This window comes from Geomicrobium sp. JCM 19055 (assembly GCF_000698185.1).
GTDB classification, from domain to species: Bacteria; Bacillota; Bacilli; order Bacillales; family Marinococcaceae; genus Geomicrobium_A; species Geomicrobium_A sediminis.
This window is the reverse complement of the sequence record NZ_BAXL01000004.1, coordinates 21,395-36,757: the sequence shown is the minus strand read 5'-3', so window position 1 is coordinate 36,757 and position 15,363 is coordinate 21,395. Positions and strand designations below refer to the sequence as shown.

Annotated in this window: 19 protein-coding genes; 12 read left to right on the top strand and 7 right to left on the bottom strand. The window is 41.7% G+C overall.

Going from position 1 to position 15,363, the window contains the following annotated elements; all coding sequences use genetic code 11:
* Position 1: 1 nt before the first annotated feature.
* The 8 genes from JCM19055_RS31275 to JCM19055_RS04720 all read left to right on the top strand — a co-directional run bounded on the left by JCM19055_RS31275 (position 2) and on the right by JCM19055_RS04720 (position 6,316).
* Positions 2–562, top strand: coding sequence for an ABC transporter ATP-binding protein (locus JCM19055_RS31275; protein ID WP_370543002.1), 561 nt, complete (start codon positions 2–4; stop codon positions 560–562).
* Positions 563–673: 111 nt separating this feature from the next.
* Positions 674–1,627, top strand: coding sequence for an ABC transporter ATP-binding protein (locus JCM19055_RS04735; RefSeq protein WP_305047331.1), 954 nt, complete (start codon positions 674–676; stop codon positions 1,625–1,627).
* 130 nt (positions 1,628–1,757) lie between these two features.
* Positions 1,758–2,900: a M81 family metallopeptidase gene (locus JCM19055_RS04730; RefSeq protein WP_265181816.1), complete on the top strand. Its 1,143-nt coding sequence runs from the start codon at positions 1,758–1,760 to the stop codon at positions 2,898–2,900.
* A gap of 23 nt (positions 2,901–2,923) precedes the next feature.
* On the top strand, positions 2,924–3,088 hold the full coding sequence (locus JCM19055_RS28530) for an MlrC C-terminal domain-containing protein (RefSeq protein ID WP_370543001.1): 165 nt from the start codon (positions 2,924–2,926) through the stop codon (positions 3,086–3,088).
* 227 nt (positions 3,089–3,315) lie between these two features.
* Positions 3,316–4,110, top strand: a complete 795-nt coding sequence (locus JCM19055_RS28525) for an amidase family protein (RefSeq protein ID WP_265181815.1) — start codon at positions 3,316–3,318, stop codon at positions 4,108–4,110.
* Entirely contained in the window at positions 4,094–4,429 is a 336-nt protein-coding gene (locus JCM19055_RS28520) for a hypothetical protein (RefSeq protein WP_265181814.1), read from the top strand. Before JCM19055_RS28525 ends, JCM19055_RS28520 begins: the two co-directional genes overlap by 17 nt.
* On the top strand, positions 4,407–4,751 hold the full coding sequence (locus JCM19055_RS28515; RefSeq protein ID WP_265181813.1) for an amidase family protein: 345 nt from the start codon (positions 4,407–4,409) through the stop codon (positions 4,749–4,751). The genes JCM19055_RS28520 and JCM19055_RS28515 overlap by 23 nt, the downstream gene beginning before the upstream one ends.
* The gene (locus JCM19055_RS04720) at positions 4,748–6,316 is read left to right on the top strand and encodes an ABC transporter substrate-binding protein (RefSeq protein ID WP_042358781.1); all 1,569 of its coding nucleotides are present in this window, start codon (positions 4,748–4,750) and stop codon (positions 6,314–6,316) included. The genes JCM19055_RS28515 and JCM19055_RS04720 overlap by 4 nt, the downstream gene beginning before the upstream one ends.
* Positions 6,317–6,419: 103 nt before the next feature.
* Here the strand turns inward: JCM19055_RS04720 and JCM19055_RS04715 are convergent, their stop codons facing one another.
* Positions 6,420–6,713, bottom strand: coding sequence for a hypothetical protein (locus JCM19055_RS04715; RefSeq protein ID WP_042358780.1), 294 nt, complete (start codon positions 6,711–6,713; stop codon positions 6,420–6,422).
* Positions 6,714–7,090: 377 nt separating this feature from the next.
* Here JCM19055_RS04715 and JCM19055_RS04710 point away from each other — a divergent pair, with 377 nt between their 5' ends.
* The 3 genes from JCM19055_RS04710 to JCM19055_RS04700 all read left to right on the top strand — a co-directional run bounded on the left by JCM19055_RS04710 (position 7,091) and on the right by JCM19055_RS04700 (position 9,877).
* Positions 7,091–7,798, top strand: a complete 708-nt coding sequence (locus tag JCM19055_RS04710) for a hypothetical protein (RefSeq protein ID WP_193745310.1) — start codon at positions 7,091–7,093, stop codon at positions 7,796–7,798.
* 163 nt (positions 7,799–7,961) lie between these two features.
* Positions 7,962–9,017 (top strand): tartrate dehydrogenase, encoded by a 1,056-nt coding sequence (locus JCM19055_RS04705; RefSeq protein ID WP_042358777.1) that lies wholly within the window; start codon positions 7,962–7,964, stop codon positions 9,015–9,017.
* A 5-nt stretch (positions 9,018–9,022) separates the two neighbouring features.
* Positions 9,023–9,877, top strand: coding sequence for an alpha/beta fold hydrolase (locus JCM19055_RS04700; RefSeq protein WP_042358776.1), 855 nt, complete (start codon positions 9,023–9,025; stop codon positions 9,875–9,877).
* A 52-nt stretch (positions 9,878–9,929) separates the two neighbouring features.
* On the opposite strand, the gene JCM19055_RS04695 is transcribed toward JCM19055_RS04700, so the two are convergent.
* Positions 9,930–10,775: a GNAT family N-acetyltransferase gene (locus tag JCM19055_RS04695; protein ID WP_081833440.1), complete on the bottom strand. Its 846-nt coding sequence runs from the start codon at positions 10,773–10,775 to the stop codon at positions 9,930–9,932.
* A 165-nt stretch (positions 10,776–10,940) separates the two neighbouring features.
* Here JCM19055_RS04695 and JCM19055_RS26215 point away from each other — a divergent pair, with 165 nt between their 5' ends.
* Positions 10,941–11,093: a hypothetical protein gene (locus JCM19055_RS26215; RefSeq protein WP_265181812.1), complete on the top strand. Its 153-nt coding sequence runs from the start codon at positions 10,941–10,943 to the stop codon at positions 11,091–11,093.
* Between the two features lie 130 nt (positions 11,094–11,223).
* Here the strand turns inward: JCM19055_RS26215 and JCM19055_RS04690 are convergent, their stop codons facing one another.
* The 5 genes from JCM19055_RS04690 to JCM19055_RS28510 form a co-directional block, all read right to left on the bottom strand.
* Complete coding sequence (locus tag JCM19055_RS04690) at positions 11,224–12,906, bottom strand: DASS family sodium-coupled anion symporter (RefSeq protein ID WP_042358774.1); 1,683 nt, start codon at positions 12,904–12,906, stop codon at positions 11,224–11,226.
* 81 nt (positions 12,907–12,987) lie between these two features.
* Positions 12,988–13,524 (bottom strand): response regulator, encoded by a 537-nt coding sequence (locus tag JCM19055_RS22795; RefSeq protein ID WP_193745309.1) that lies wholly within the window; start codon positions 13,522–13,524, stop codon positions 12,988–12,990.
* The gene (locus JCM19055_RS22790) at positions 13,481–13,693 is read right to left on the bottom strand and encodes a hypothetical protein (RefSeq protein ID WP_052365934.1); all 213 of its coding nucleotides are present in this window, start codon (positions 13,691–13,693) and stop codon (positions 13,481–13,483) included. The genes JCM19055_RS22795 and JCM19055_RS22790 overlap by 44 nt, the downstream gene beginning before the upstream one ends.
* Before the next feature lie 58 nt (positions 13,694–13,751).
* The gene (locus JCM19055_RS04680; RefSeq protein WP_265181811.1) at positions 13,752–15,134 is read right to left on the bottom strand and encodes an ATP-binding protein; all 1,383 of its coding nucleotides are present in this window, start codon (positions 15,132–15,134) and stop codon (positions 13,752–13,754) included.
* A 14-nt stretch (positions 15,135–15,148) separates the two neighbouring features.
* Complete coding sequence (locus tag JCM19055_RS28510; RefSeq protein ID WP_265181810.1) at positions 15,149–15,280, bottom strand: hypothetical protein; 132 nt, start codon at positions 15,278–15,280, stop codon at positions 15,149–15,151.
* Positions 15,281–15,363: the final 83 nt, after the last annotated feature.

Sequence of the window (15,363 nt, the reverse complement as noted above, 5' to 3'; positions counted from 1 at the left end):
ATTGCTTGTATTAACAGGAATTCCATCACCAGAAAAGCGAGTTCATGAATACCCTCATCAACTTTCAGGTGGGATGCGCCAACGAGCGATGATCGCCGTTACGCTTGCGTGTGAGCCGAAATTATTAATTGCAGATGAGCCAACAACTGCACTCGATGTAACGATTCAAGCGCAGATTTTAAACCTAATGCGAGACTTGAACAAAAAGCTACAGATGGGCATTATTTTTATTACTCACGACTTGGGCGTTGTTGCTGAGCTTTGTGATCGTGTCATGGTTATGTATCTAGGTCAGATTGTTGAAGAGGCCGATGTAAAGACGCTTTTCGAAAAGCCACTCCATCCATATACACGGGGATTGATTAAATCGATTCCGCAAATGACTGGCGAACGTAAGTCAGAACTAAGTGTCATTAAAGGCAATGTCCCAAGCCTTACAAATAAGCCTAAAGGATGCCGTTTCTCTACGAGATGTGAATTCGCAGATGAGAAGTGTCTAGAGGAAATGCCACCACTTAAGACACATAGCGATACGAAAAAAAGTGCGTTGTTGGCATTATGAAGAAATCATTGCTAGGGAAGAAGGAGGTCACGTCCATGCAAGCTCAACATGAGGAGACTGCCTTAATTCAAGTACGAAACATGAAGAAGTATTATCAGGCAAAAAAAAGGCTTGAACAAACTTAAAAGCGGCAACACTTATGTCAAAGCAGTGGATGGTGTTTCCTTTGACTTAAGAAAAGGGGAAACCTATGCACTTGTAGGAGAATCAGGGTGTGGCAAAAGTACAACGGGTCGAACATTATTGCGACTGCACGATGCTACAGAAGGTGAAGCGATCTATAACGGAAAAGATCTTTTCAAGCTTTCGAATAAAGAGATGAACAAGGTTCGGAAAGATATGCAAATGGTGTTTCAAGATCCCTATTCTTCTTTGAATCCAAGAAAACGAATTGGCAACATTTTAGAAGAACCGCTAAACATTCATAACATCGGTAATAAGAGTGAGCGTACAGACATTGTTATGGAAGTGATGAGCAAGGTTGGCTTGCAAGTCGATCATTATTATCGATATCCACATGAGTTTTCAGGTGGGCAGCGCCAACGGATCGGTCTTGCAAGAGCGTTAGTCGTCGATCCGAAAGTGATTATTTGCGATGAGCCAGTATCTGCTTTGGACGTATCCATCCAATCTCAAGTTATTAACCTTTTGCAAAGTTTACAACGAGATCTTGGATTGACGTATTTGTTTATCTCTCATGATATTAGCGTTGTAAGACATATCTCTGACCGGATCGGGGTTATGTATTTAGGGAACCTCGTTGAAGAAGGGTATACAGATGATGTGATCGAAAATCCGAAGCACCCGTATACGAAGGCTCTACTTAGTTCGGTACCGTTACCTGACCCGAACGTACAACGTGAACGCGTTATTTTACAAGGAGACATTCCGTCACCGTTAAACCCTCCTTCTGGGTGTGTGTTCCATACACGTTGTCCGTTTGCAATGGACGTATGCAAAACAACGATTCCACAATCATTACATCTAGCAGGTAATCATACGGTCAGATGTCATTTGCATGATGAAGGCATCACAACGGAAGAGAAGGAAGTAGTAAATGCATAGACACGTACAAGGCGATTGGTTTTTTTTAAAATCAATCGTTTTGTATAGACTTAAAGAGAGGTGAGCGTTTTGAACATTGCAGTCGGAGGCATTCAACACGAAACGAATACGTTCTCAAATGTAAGTTCTGATGAGAATTTTTTTTAAATTATATGAATGGTTATATGGAGAAGAGATTTTTGAGCATTACGATGGAGTGCGAGATTACATTGGTGGCATGATTGATCAAGCGAATCACGAAGGGTATACCGTCATTCCGACGTTTTCTGCTCGAGCAAACCCTTCAGGTGTTATTCCTTTGGAGACATTCCAAACGATGAAGCGAGAGTTAATCAATCGTATTCTTGAAATCAAAGAGTTGGACGCAGTTTGTCTAGCACTTCACGGTGCAGGTGTTGTTGAAGGAATTGATGATCTTGAAGGAGAGTTATTAGAAGAGTTAAGGCGTGCACTTGATGCGAAGATTCCAATTGTCGTAACCCTCGATTTACATACAAATTTAACAGAAAGAATGGTCGAGAATGCGAGTGCATTACTCGGTGTGAAAGAATATCCACATGTGGATAGTTATGAACGAGGTTTGGATGCTGTTAAGCTCGTCAAAGAAATAGTTGTTAACAAGGTTATCCCAGTTATGCACATGACGAAGCTTCCGATGATGATTCCGACTACACATACAATAAGTGGTCCGGCTTTTGACATGAAGCTCACACTCGAGGAAGAAAAGCTTGGAGATGTACTAGATTGTACGTTCTACCATTCGTTCCCACATACAGATGTTGCACATATTGGTTGTGCCATCTTAACGACAACGAACAATCAACGTGAATTAGCAGAAGCGATCTCAAAGCGAGTAGCTCAAGACCTTTGGGATGCCAAATCCGACTTTATCGTCGAATTGCTATCATCTGCTGAAGGGATCGACACGGCTTTAAACGTAGAAGGAAAGCCTGTCGTGATCAATGAAACGAGTGACAATCCAGGTGCAGGAACCCCTGGAGACGGAACGAATCTATTAAAAGATTTACTGAGACAAGACTTACCTGATACCGTTTTTGCATGCATATACGACCCTGACGTGGCAGCGCTCGCCCATGAAAAAGGCAATGGCGCAACACTTGACGTAGAACTTGGTGGAAAAACGGATCACCTTCACGGTGAACCGCTAAGAGTCACAGCAAAGGTAGTAGCACTTACCGATGGGGTGTTCGTACACACGAACCCGATGATGGCCGGCAAAAAAAATCGAATTATGGGAAGACAGCTAGGCTAGTCATCGGTCAAGTTGAAGTCATTGTGATCTCTGTACGCACACAAACCTTTGATCCAGAAATTATCTCATTAACAGGAATTAATCCATTAGATTATAAAATAATTGCTTTAAAATCAAGCCAGCATTTCCGTGCGGGTTTCCAAGATTTAGCGAAAAAAAATCATTACTGTCGATTCTCCTGGACTTAGCAGTTACTCACTCGATCACTTTGAATATGTGAATGTGAACCGACCGATCTATCCGCTCGATCGTCATTTCGAGAAGTAACTGATTCAGTCAATGAGACTGCGCCAAATGTGTATACGTGCCGTTTGGTGCACTTCTTATAGAAGTAAAGATTACACTGGCACTTCCGCTGAATGACAACAAAAGTAAGCGCTTTCTTCAGGTTTATAAATGAGAAATGGGGGATTCGGTGAGTTCATTGGTTGATCTTACGACAGTGGAACTAGTCGCGATGATTAAGGGGAAAGAAGTCTCTTCCCATGAAGTGGTGAGTGCGTTTATTAAGCAAATTGAAACGCACAACCCGAGCATTAATGCGATCGTATCGTTTCAACCGGAGTATGCATTATCAGAAGCTAGAAAAGCAGATGAGCGTTTTGCAAAAGGAAACGTTGATGGTCCGCTTCATGGCATTCCGATGGCGTTCAAAGATACGCATGATGCAAAAGGATTTAAGACGACGAAAGGATGCACGGTGCTAAAAGACAACGTCGCAAAAGAAGATGAACTGCTCGTGTCTCGCTTAAGGAGAGCGGGGGCAATCGGAATCGGGAAAACAAATGTACCTGAATTTGCGGCAGGATCTCATACATTTAATCCGGTGTTTGGGCTAACGAGAAATCCATACAACGTAGAAAAGAGTGCTGGTGGTAGCAGTGGCGGGGCAGCTGCAGCTCTTGCTGCACGAATGATTCCGCTTGCTGACGGTTCAGATATGGGAGGATCATGCAGGAATCCTGCAGCGTTCAATAACGTCGTAGGGTTGCGTCCATCACCCGGAAGAGTTCCTACGTATCCGAAAGCGAACGGTTTTGGGACCCTATCGGTACAAGGTCCGTTAGCAAAAACGGTATCTGACGTTGCCTATATGATGTCGGTAATCGCTGGGTACGACAAGCGTGTACCAATTGCTTTACGTGAAGAGGGGATCATGTTTTTGCAACGTCTTGAACTTGATGACAAAAAAAGTGAAGATTGCATATAGCGAAGACTTAGGTGGTCTACTTGCACTAGATGAGCCCGTGAGAAAAGCATTTAAAAACCAATTAGCGGTTTGGGAAAGCCTTGGTTGTGAACTTGTGGACGTAGCACCGGATTTAGCGGAGGCCGCAGACGTCTTTGAAACGTTGCGTGCGTTTGAAATGGAAGCTGCCGGTGGCGCTTTTGTTGAACAGCACCGAGCAGAATTAAAAACGACGTATGTCAAAAATGTTGAAAAGGGCATGAATCTGACGGGTCCAGAAGTCGGTCGTGCATTACGTAAGCAAACAGAGCTCGTCCATGAAATGGCTCGTTTTTTTTAGTGACTATGATTTCTTTATGCTGCCAACGACGCAAGTCGAGCCGTTTGATGCCAACGTTGAATATCCGACGATGATTGCGGGTGAAGCGATGAAGTCGTATACGAGCTGGATGCAATCATGTTCGCTCATCTCGGTCTTAAATACGCCAGCGATTTCAGTACCAGGAGGATTTACAGAGAATGGGTTACCGTTTGGATTGCAACTCGTTGCACCAATTGGGCAAGACTTTGAGCTGTTGCAAATGGCGCACGCGTATGAAAGTGTCACAAAGCATTATCAAAAGCAACCAAAAATGAATGTCGAGGAGAGTAAGCCGTTATGAAGAAACGAATGATGCCGCTGATTGGCTCAATGGTAGGAGTCATGTTGTTGGCAAGTTGCGGAGGTAGCTCTGACGAAGAGGCAGCGATTGAAGAAGGAACTAGAGAAGAGAGTTCGAATCTTGGAGGTACAATCAACTACGGATACAGTACTCAACCTGAAGTGTTGGACCCACATTTCACGACAGCGGCTGCAACTAGAGATATTAGTCGTTCCATTTACGAATCACTTGTTACGTTAAATAGTAACTACGAAGTAGCCCCGATGCTCGCAGAAGATTATGATGTAAGTGAAGATGGTAAAACGATCACATTTACGCTTCGCGAAGGTGTCCTATTTCATAATGGTGAAGAAATGACATCAGAAGATGTTGTGGCCTCGATGCAACGTTGGCAAGAAGTTTCTAACGTTTTACCTGAAGCACAATACGAGGCAGATGGCGATTATACCGTAAATGTGTTGCTAGATGAAATGAACAACACGGCTTTACATCTGTTAGCAGATATCAGCCAAATGGCGGCAATCATGCCAGCAGAGATTGCTTCAAACGCTCCTGCGACAGGAGTCGATGAGTACATCGGTACAGGTCCGTACGAGTTTGGTGTGTGGCACCAAGACCAACATGTTCAATTAACACGATTTGAAGATTATGTTGGCGTGGATGCACCAGCTGACGGGCTGAGCGGTGAAAAGAATGCGTATGCTGATGAAATTCTAGTTCATTTCGTGCCTGATTCACAGACGAGGTTATCTGGAATGCAGACAGGTGAGTACGATGCGATTAACGGAGTTCCTTTTGATAATTACGAAATGTTAGAAGCGGATGATTCCATTGAGTTGATGACAACACCGAGCGGAATGGAAGTGCTGGTATTTAACAAAGAGCAAGGGTTATTTTCGGATCCATTAGCAAGACAAGCAATGAACATTGCTCTTGATAAGCAACCGATTTTGCAAGCGGCATTTAACTATGAGGACTTCTACAGCTTAGAGCCTGGCTTAATGATCCCGGATCAAACGGATTGGTACACACGAGCTGGAGAAGAGAATTACGATGTGAATGATCCAGAACTCGCATTATCCATGCTTGAAGAAGCAGGGTATGACGGGGAAGAAATTCGCATTCTGACGAGTCGGGATTATGATTTTCATTATAATGTCGCGGTCGTTGCTCATCAGCAGCTTGAAGAGATGGGAATCAATGCAACGCTTAACGTAGTGGATTGGGCAACACTGCTCAGTCTGCGTGATGACCCAAATGAGTATGAGATGTTTGTCACGTCATTCTTTGTCTATGCTGTTCCTCATCAATACCCATTCTTTAATCCAAGTTGGGCTGGTTGGACAGATCACCCTGGCTATGAAGAATACTTTGATCAAATTGATCAAGCCGAAACACAAGATGAGGCACTCGCGTTGTTTGAAGAATTGCAAGAATTGTTCTATGAAGACGTACCGGTCGTGAACATCGGTCATTATGACAATGTAGAGGCAGTAAGTGATCGTCTGATAGATTATGAATTATTAATGGGGCCGATCTTCTGGAACGTTCAGGTTGAAGAATAAATTAAACGTTTATTTAAATAAAAATAGGAGGAGGGAGCATATCAATTCAAGTTCCCTCCTCCTATTTTCATTTTGGAAGATTTAAAAGGGATGAAAGGAAGGTTTATTGACAAACTATAACTAATAGCGTACCTTCTTGTACTTCTCGTTCTAATTGTGTTATTTCATTCGCGTTAAATCCGCATGAAATAAGTTTGGATTGATAACTTTGTTGAACGCCTTTATAACAAACATTCTCCTCTGGTAATCCATAGTCCGCAGCTGATAGTGTATGACGATCTTGTGGATAAGGGTTAATAACATTTATACAACTAGGAGAGAATTTTGTTCGCATTTTTTTTACTGCTTCAAGTGCATCTTTTTCTTCTTTAAATTCTTTAAACATTGGCTTACTCAAATTCATCACGTCCTTTATTAATTATGGAGCGGTCGCTTTACCTGAAGGTGAGCGGATCTTATTGTTCTTCTATGATCGTGTCTATATAAGAATAATGAGTGTGATTTTAGAGGACAGTTTTCTAAAGGGCGGATCATAAGGAATACCGACCTTTTATATTTTTAGTTTCTTACTTCAAGGTTTTCCCTTTTTGGTAAATCTAAAACACGCATTAAAAAGGTCTTCTGCAAAAATGACACAAGTTTTTGTCAATTGAACATAGAGTTCTACATTTGCATCGTAGATCTATACCATGTAGTATAGTACGTCCGTCATTAAAATAAACGATTTAAATCAATGATATAACTACAAACAAAACAGAGAGAAAAGGAGAGTATATGTTTAGTTTAATCGACTGGTTCAGACTATTTATGGCAGCGCTTTTTATCTTGCCAATTGTCACGGTCATTCGTGAGTCTGGTTATTATCTTGTGGCGACGCTTCTACGAGGTGAGAATAAGAAGCTCATTGTTGGTAGTGGACCTATATTGTTTACGATACCTACTGTCGAGGTTCGACGGTATTTTTTTATGTATAGCTGGATGGAGTACGATGAACTCAAGCCTAAAAATCGTTTTTGGCACGGGTTAATCTATGCTGCGCCGATTATGATGACTGGTGGTATTGCTTTTACAGCAAACTCTTTAGTGTTAAACGGTGTATTAGCAGATAATATCTTCTGGACAACATTCATTTTTTATTGTTTTTATTACGTGTTGTTTGATGTCATTCCTGTGTACTTGCCGGATGGACAACCTACGAACGGTAGAGCGATCTTTGACCTCATTTGGCACGGAGAGCGATCAGACTTTAAACGGAAAAGAGAAGATAACAAGAAAAGCGACAATCAGCGTAGTTACACAGAAGCACAGGAAGAAACGATGCAGAACAGAGATCAAGATGACAAAGAAAGAGGCGATCACACAAACCCTTCTAGTGACAGTTCAGACGAGGGGGAAGATACTAACTTCACGGAAACGCAGAAGAAAACAAAAGAGAACAGAGATCGGGATGAAGCAGTGCGAGACGACCATACAGAACCTTAAAGACACGAAGGTTTGTGTCTAGAAAACGTGTGCAGACAGTCGCGCACGTTTTTTTATTTAGACGATGTCAGTTTTTCTTTGTACGTTCTTCCTCAAGAATCATGTATAATAAAACTAATACCTGTCGACAGCCGACAGAAAGTGAAAACAGGAGGAACTAACGATGAAGAAATGGAGCATTGCAAGCATTCCAGGTGATGGCATTGGGAAAGAGGTAGTCCCTGCAGCTGAACAAGTGTTGAATACAATTGCAGATATTCATGGTGGGTTTCAATTTGAATTTACGTCCTTTCCTTGGAGTTCAGAATATTACTTAGAACATGGTGTGATGATGCCAGAAGACGGGATTCAAACATTAGCCTCATTTGATTCGATTTTTCTTGGTGCTGTCGGTAATGAACAGCTCGTTCCCGATCATGTTTCACTTTGGGGATTATTAATCAAAATTCGCCGAGAATTCGAGCAAGTTATTAATATGCGTCCTGCAAAAGTGTTACCAGGCATTGCCTCGCCATTGGCGAACCCTAATCAATTTGACTTTGTCGTCGTTCGAGAAAATAGTGAAGGAGAATACAGTTCTAGCGGTGGCCGAATTGGCAATGGTGAAGAAGAAATTGCGATTCAAAACGCTGTATTTACACGAAAAGGAACAGAACGTGCGATGCGTTTTGCATTTGAACAAGCGAAGAAACGTAGAAATCATGTGACAAGCGCAACGAAATCAAACGGCATTATTCATAGCATGCCGTTTTGGGATGAGGTTTTCAAAGATGTAAGCCAAGATTACCCTGAGATGACGACTGAATCACAACACATTGATGCCCTTGCAGCCTTTCTCGTTACGAAGCCTGAGACGTTAGATGTTGTGGTTGCCTCCAACCTGTTTGGGGATATTCTAACGGATATCGGTGCAGGGATTATGGGAAGTATCGGTGTCGCTCCGGCAGCAAACCTAAATGTAAATGGGAAGTACCCATCTATGTTCGAACCTGTACACGGTTCCGCCCCAGACATTATTGGCAAAGGGATTGCGAATCCGATCGGTCAGATTTGGACTGCAAAAATGATGCTCGATCATTTAGGGGAAGAAGAATCAGCGACAAAAGTTCTTGAAGCGATTGAGCAGGTCACACGTCAACAAATGGTGACGCCTGATTTAGGTGGCAATTGTACAACTGAAGAAGTGACGAATGCCATTATTCAAGAGTTAAAGAGGTGACGAAGGTGGGGGAGGTTTCAGTTGCAGGCGTAGGGATTCATTATGAGGATGATGGAGCGATTGATAAGCCGGTTTGCCTTTTGCTACATGGATTTCCTCAGAGCTCGTTAACGTGGAGGTATGTTAGTCCTCATCTAACAGAGCGTTATCGTGTCATTAAAGTTGACTTGAGAGGATACGGTAAGTCAGGAAAGCCAATCGGAGAAGCGTTGTATCAGAATGATGTGATGGCACATGACGTCGCATCTGTTCTAGACAGACTAGACATTCGTAACGCACTAATCGTTGGTCATGACCGAGGAGCAAGGGTTGCAAGAAAGCTTGCTTACTTACGTCCAGAACTTGTAAGAAAGCTTGTATTCATCGATATTATGCCTATGGAATACGTCTATCAATTGCCGGCAAAAGAAGCAGCAAAGAAGTATTGGCACTGGGTATTTCAAATCGTTCCAGACCTTCCTGAGACGTTAATTGAGGGGAAAGAAGAAGAGTACTTAACGTTTCTATTGAGTCGTGGTGAAGGCTTATACGAACGCCTAAAGGAAGACGGGTCTTTTGATGAGTACTTACGAGCGTTTAAAGAACCAGGAGCGGTTCAAGCAGCGCTCAGTGATTACCGAGCAACCTATCGTACCGATCTTCCTGAATATGAACAAGGGGTTGGCAAGTTGTCGAAGGAGACGTTAGTGCTCTGGGGAGAACATGGCAACTTGGCTGGGTTACCAGTCGTGGATGTATGGAAAAAGACGATTGACCACGTTCAAGGGTATGAGATTAAAGGGTGCGGTCATTACGTGCCAGAAGAGAAGCCAAAGGAAATTGCGGAGCATATTCTAGCGTTTGATCAATCAACTCTCTAAAACAATTCACCTCAATCAAGCTGTTAGAATCGGGCATCGATTGAGGTGAGAATTATCGTTGGTCAACATACAGGTTCCACGGTGAAGGTAGGTCAAAAGGGTGTTGAGTCGGAAGCTTTGAAATTTGATCGCTTGTTATGTCCACCCAAACGTGAACGTCTTCTTCGAATTGTGACTGGGAGTCGTTATGTGCGTGAGTGATCGTCGCCCATAAACCGGATTGATTGAATAGATCTTGAAATGGATAGACAACATGCAAGTAGTGATATTTCTTTTGGTCGTATTTCGTTATAAAAAAGCGATCGCATTGATGATTTTCAAAGAAACGCCACATAGCAACTTCATCATCGTGGAACAATTCAGTTTTCGCTTCGAACGGATAATAACATTCATATGGGAATACTCGTCCTGGTTGGACATATTGTTCTGAAAGTAACGTTTTCTTCTTTGTAAGACTTGTGATCTCCGTCCATTGAGTGTGTTCATCAGCCAATTGATTAGGCGATGTTGTTGTCGCTGATTGCAAAGTGATCCGTGGTGTTAACCCAATTTTACGGAGTACTTTTTGAGCGGGTGCGTTTGATTGTTGGGTATTGGCACCAACCCATTGAATCGCTGAATGTTCCCAAGCTCGGTCTAACACATTGTTTAGAATTTCTGTTGCTAAGTTTTGTCCACGATAGCGACGGTCGGTGCGCAATCTTCCAAGCATGGCATAGACCGAATGGTAAATCGTAAATCCGGCTGTACTAACGAGTTGATTCTCAATGAATAGTCCATACATTTTGTTAGGCCCTGTAACGAGGTACGGAAAAATGGCTGCAATGTAATCGTCCTCGATGCCAGTGTCCATTTGTTCATAGTACGTTTGATCTTCTGGATGTAATTGGCGAATCAATGGTTAACCCTCCCTTTCGTCATGTTTAGTATGACGATTGTTTTGCATGTTGCCAAATAAAAAATCTCCCAAGAAGGGAGATTCAGGCTGTTGAGAAACTTAAACGGACCAAAAGCGTACTCGTAAATGAGTAAGCGGCTTCTGTGGCTACGCTTGCCGCGGGCGTTGCACGAGCTTAGTGCTTCGCACGATGATCTTCGGCTAACGAATAAAGGAAGTTCAACAGCCATTGCTTATAGCAATGGTGTCGAACCAACCTGCTTTGCAGGCCGCCGCAGGCGTCTTCGCCACGACAGCCGCTTTTATACAGCATATTGAGTTTGTAAAAGCAAAAGTAAAATGTATAACTTCAACACTTTAAAATCTACAAATTCATTAACTCTCTACTTCATTTATATAAGAACAGCACTTTTTCGACAATCTGAATCTCCCAAGAAGGGAGATTTTTTTATTGAAGTGATTCTGGGAATACTGATAAATCAATTCCCCATACGAGTGGTACAGCATAGTAGACACCGAAAATAATGATTATGGTTGCAACAATGTTTACGAAGAATCCTGTTTTTACCATCTCGATTATTTTAAGCTTGCCTGTTCCAAACATGATCGCATTTGGTGGCGTACCAACAGGTAACATAAATGCCATGTTCGCAGCCATTGCACAAGGAATCATGAGTGCGAACGGGTGAACATTAAGAGCGATTGCTAGTGCTGCAACGACCGGTAAAATCATTGTAGCTGTAGCAGTATTCGATGTGATCTCAGTTAAAATCATAATGAGAATTGTAGCGGCAGAGATAATAATTAATAAATTAAATCCATCTAGAATCGTCAGTTGTTGACCGAGCCAGTCTGACAATCCGGATGCAGTAAATCCTTGAGCAATCGCAAGACCACCACCGAAGAGTAATAATACGCCCCAAGGGATGTCTCTAGAATCTGACCATACTAGAATACGGCCACCCTTTGCTCGACTTGCTGGGATGGAGAAAAGTAACACAGCAGCGAGCACTGCAATTAGACCATCACTTAAACCTTGAATATTTAAGATAATTCCGTTCTCATAATCCCAGAAGAAGGTACGTGTTACCCACATAAATGCAGCGAATAGGAAAACAATTCCTACCATCCATTCTTCATAAGAAGTCTTACCTAGGCTTTTTCGCTCATCTTGAATAACGGCTTTACCACCTGGGAGAGATTTAATTTCGGTTTTGAAAGCAATTCTACCAAGATAGAACCAAGTGAAGAAAAGCATAATTGCAACAACTGGAATACCGAATAACATCCAAGTAGCAAATGAAATTTCTATTCCGAAAATTTCTCGCATTTGTCCAGCAAGTATAATATTTGGTGGTGTACCGATGAGTGTACCTACGCCACCAATCGTACCTGCATAACCGATACCGAAAATAAGGGACTTTTCGAATTTTGGAAAGTCTTTTTCTTCAGGCTTGTCCTTTAATGCAGAAGCTACTTGAGCGGTAATTGCAAGTCCCATCGGAATCATCATCATAACTGCTGCGGTATTAGATACCCACATTGAGATAAATCCGGTAGCTACCATAAACCCTAGCAAAATTCTTTGTGTGCTTGTTCCAATTAAAGAAATAATTAATAAAGCCATGCGTTTGTGTAAGTTCCACTTTTCCATCGCTGTAGCAATGAAGAAACCACCAAGGAATAAGAAGATAACATCGTCACCGTATGATGAGGCAACCGCACTTCCTTCAAGAGCACCAGTAGTCGGTAACAAAATTAAAGGCAGTAATGAAGTTGCTGGAATCGGCAAGGCTTCGGTGACCCACCAAGTCGCAATCCACAATGTAACCGCCAATACAGCTCTTGCTTCTGAAGCCAGACCTTCTGGATTGAAGAAAGCCATTGTGAGAATAAACAGTGTTGGACCGAGTAATAGCCCGATCATTTGAGCTTTTGAATACGCCTTTTTAGGCTGATTTGTAGAAGAAGGTGGCTCTGAACCGTTTGTCGTATCTGCTTCTTCTTTGTTTTTACGTTGTTCAGCAGCTTTGTCGATGTCTTTTTTATAAGAGAAAATGTTTAGGAGGTCTTTCGTGCGATTGTGTTGTCTCCATAAACTATTCCAAGTCGTTATAAAGGTTGATTTCATAAAATATCCCTCCTTGATGTCGATTGAAAACGCTTACTTACATTTTGCATATTTAGACACGTTTCGACTAGCTTTTTTTAATTAAATGAAACCATTTTGTTTTATTTCTTCTCCTTTGCTTGTAAGTTGATATTGTTGTAAAGGTCGACCGGAAGATTGATAAATCACTTCCTTAGAAAGCAAACCAGTTTCGCTAAAGAAACGTAAGTATTTTCGCAATGAAACATGAGAGATCTGGGTTTGACCTGAAAGTTGGGCGGTAGTCAACCAAGTTGTACAGTCATTAAAAGCATGGAGAACTCGTATCGCTGTTTCTTTTGTGATCCCTTTTGGAAGGTCTCTAGGTAAGAATCCTTCGAATCTTTGGTCATGAAAAAGTTGATCAATTTCCGTTTGTTGATTTAACGGTTTTGCAAGTTTCTGAAAGGATTGGTAGCGCTCTAATGCTTCTTTGAAACGTTCAAAAGTAAAGGGTTTCACGAGGAAATCAATAACTCCATACCTTTTCCCGAGAGTGATGGATTCCAAATCATTTGCTGAAGTAATTAAAATTACGTCAAGGTCAATATTCTCATTACGTATGAACTGTAATAATTGGAGGCCGTTTTCTTGGTCCAAGTATATATCTAGCAATAACAAATCTAATTTTTTTGTTTAAGATCATTTCTTTGCCTGAAGCCAATGTGTTTGCAGAACCTTTCCACACATAGCCATTAACTTTATCCGTGTAAAGCTCATGAAATTTAATAATTAATGGTTCATCATCAATTGCTCCAATGGAATACATCACTAATCCTCCTTTTTCTTATATGGGATTTTCACTTTCAACGTTGTTCCTCTACCTACTAAACTATTAAATTCATACGTGCATTGGCAGTAGTAATGGCATTTAGCATAATCGTTAACCCAAACCCTCGGTCAGCTCCTTTTGTAGAAAAACCTTGTTGCTTAAAGGTTGATAATTGCTCATTTGTAAACCCGTTACCATTATCGCTAATTTTAAGCACAAGGTTTGTGCTTTCACTTGAGAACCGTAGTGTGATTTTTCGATTGGTTTGTTGATTTATGGCGTCATAGGCGTTATTTAACGCATTTCCAATGACGGTAATCCATGTGTCCAATTGACTCGAATAGTGTAGTTCTGGCCAAGCTCCTTCACCAGTAACGGTAATTTGAACACCCGATTGATGAAGTCGTTCCAATTGGTTAGAAAGGTAGCTTGCTAAAGTTACGTCTTTCACATATTTCCCAACTTCATTCACACCAGCTTGATAGGATGATGAAAGTGTCTCGATGTACTCTTCAAGTTCATCATAAGACTCTGTACACACCATTGCACCGATGATGTGGAGTTTGTTCATGAATTCATGTGTTTGCATGCGTAACTGTTGAGCATAATTTTCAACACCTGCAAGTCGTTCTACCAAATGGTCTAGCTCACTTTTATCTCGAAATGTAATCAATGTACCTACTGTCGATTCATTCACAATCACGGGTATTCGATTCGTAATCATTTCTGTTGATTGATAGTGGTGAAGTTCGTCTTTCGCCATTTGTTGCTGTTCTAATTGCTGTTTAATTGGTAAGTCAGGCCATGCATCATATATTGACAAACCAATTAGCTTCGAGTTAAAGATCGATTTAGCAGAAGTATTTGCTACGATAATCATCCCGCTTTGGTCTGTTGCGATGACCCCTTCTTGCACGCTTGAAAGCATGGCTTCACGTTCTTTGAGACGGTGGGCAATCTCTTCTGGCTCCATGCCATTGAGTGATTGTTTAATACGTTTGGCAAGGAAAAATGACCCAATTATTCCGATCATCAAACTAATGCCAACACTAATGAAAAGCGAACTTAAATGATCAGATACATAGGCGTCGACCCGATCAGTCGAAATGCCGACAGAGACTGCTCCAATTTGTTCGTCTGAAAGATTGTTAACCGGTGTAAATGCACGTAGTGAGGGTCCTAAAGTACCTTCAAATTCTGATGTATATGTATGCCCGTTTTCTAATACATCGGAGATATCATCACCTACAAATAATTCCCCAATTTCTGATGGGTTAGGGTGTGTGAGGCGTGTAGCTGTCATGTCGACAATGACAATATAAAGTAAGTCATTCTCAACACGTAATTTTTGAAGCATTGTACGTAATGTTTCGTCAACGTAGTCATCCTGCAACGCTTCAACAACCATAGGACTTTCTGCAAGGTGACTAGCACTCAACAACACTTGATCTTCTAAGGATTGTCTTGCTTGTTGAGCTTGTGAGAAGCTACAAATATTCCGCCTAATAAAATGGTGCCAAATAGCATCGCCATCGCATAGATCATGACTCGAAATTGCAATGGTAATTTTCTTGTACGGAACATGTGCCTCACCCCTTCAAACATGTATTGCTCTATTATAGGGAATTTTAACAACATATGCCAATTCCTGTTTTACTACGTAAATC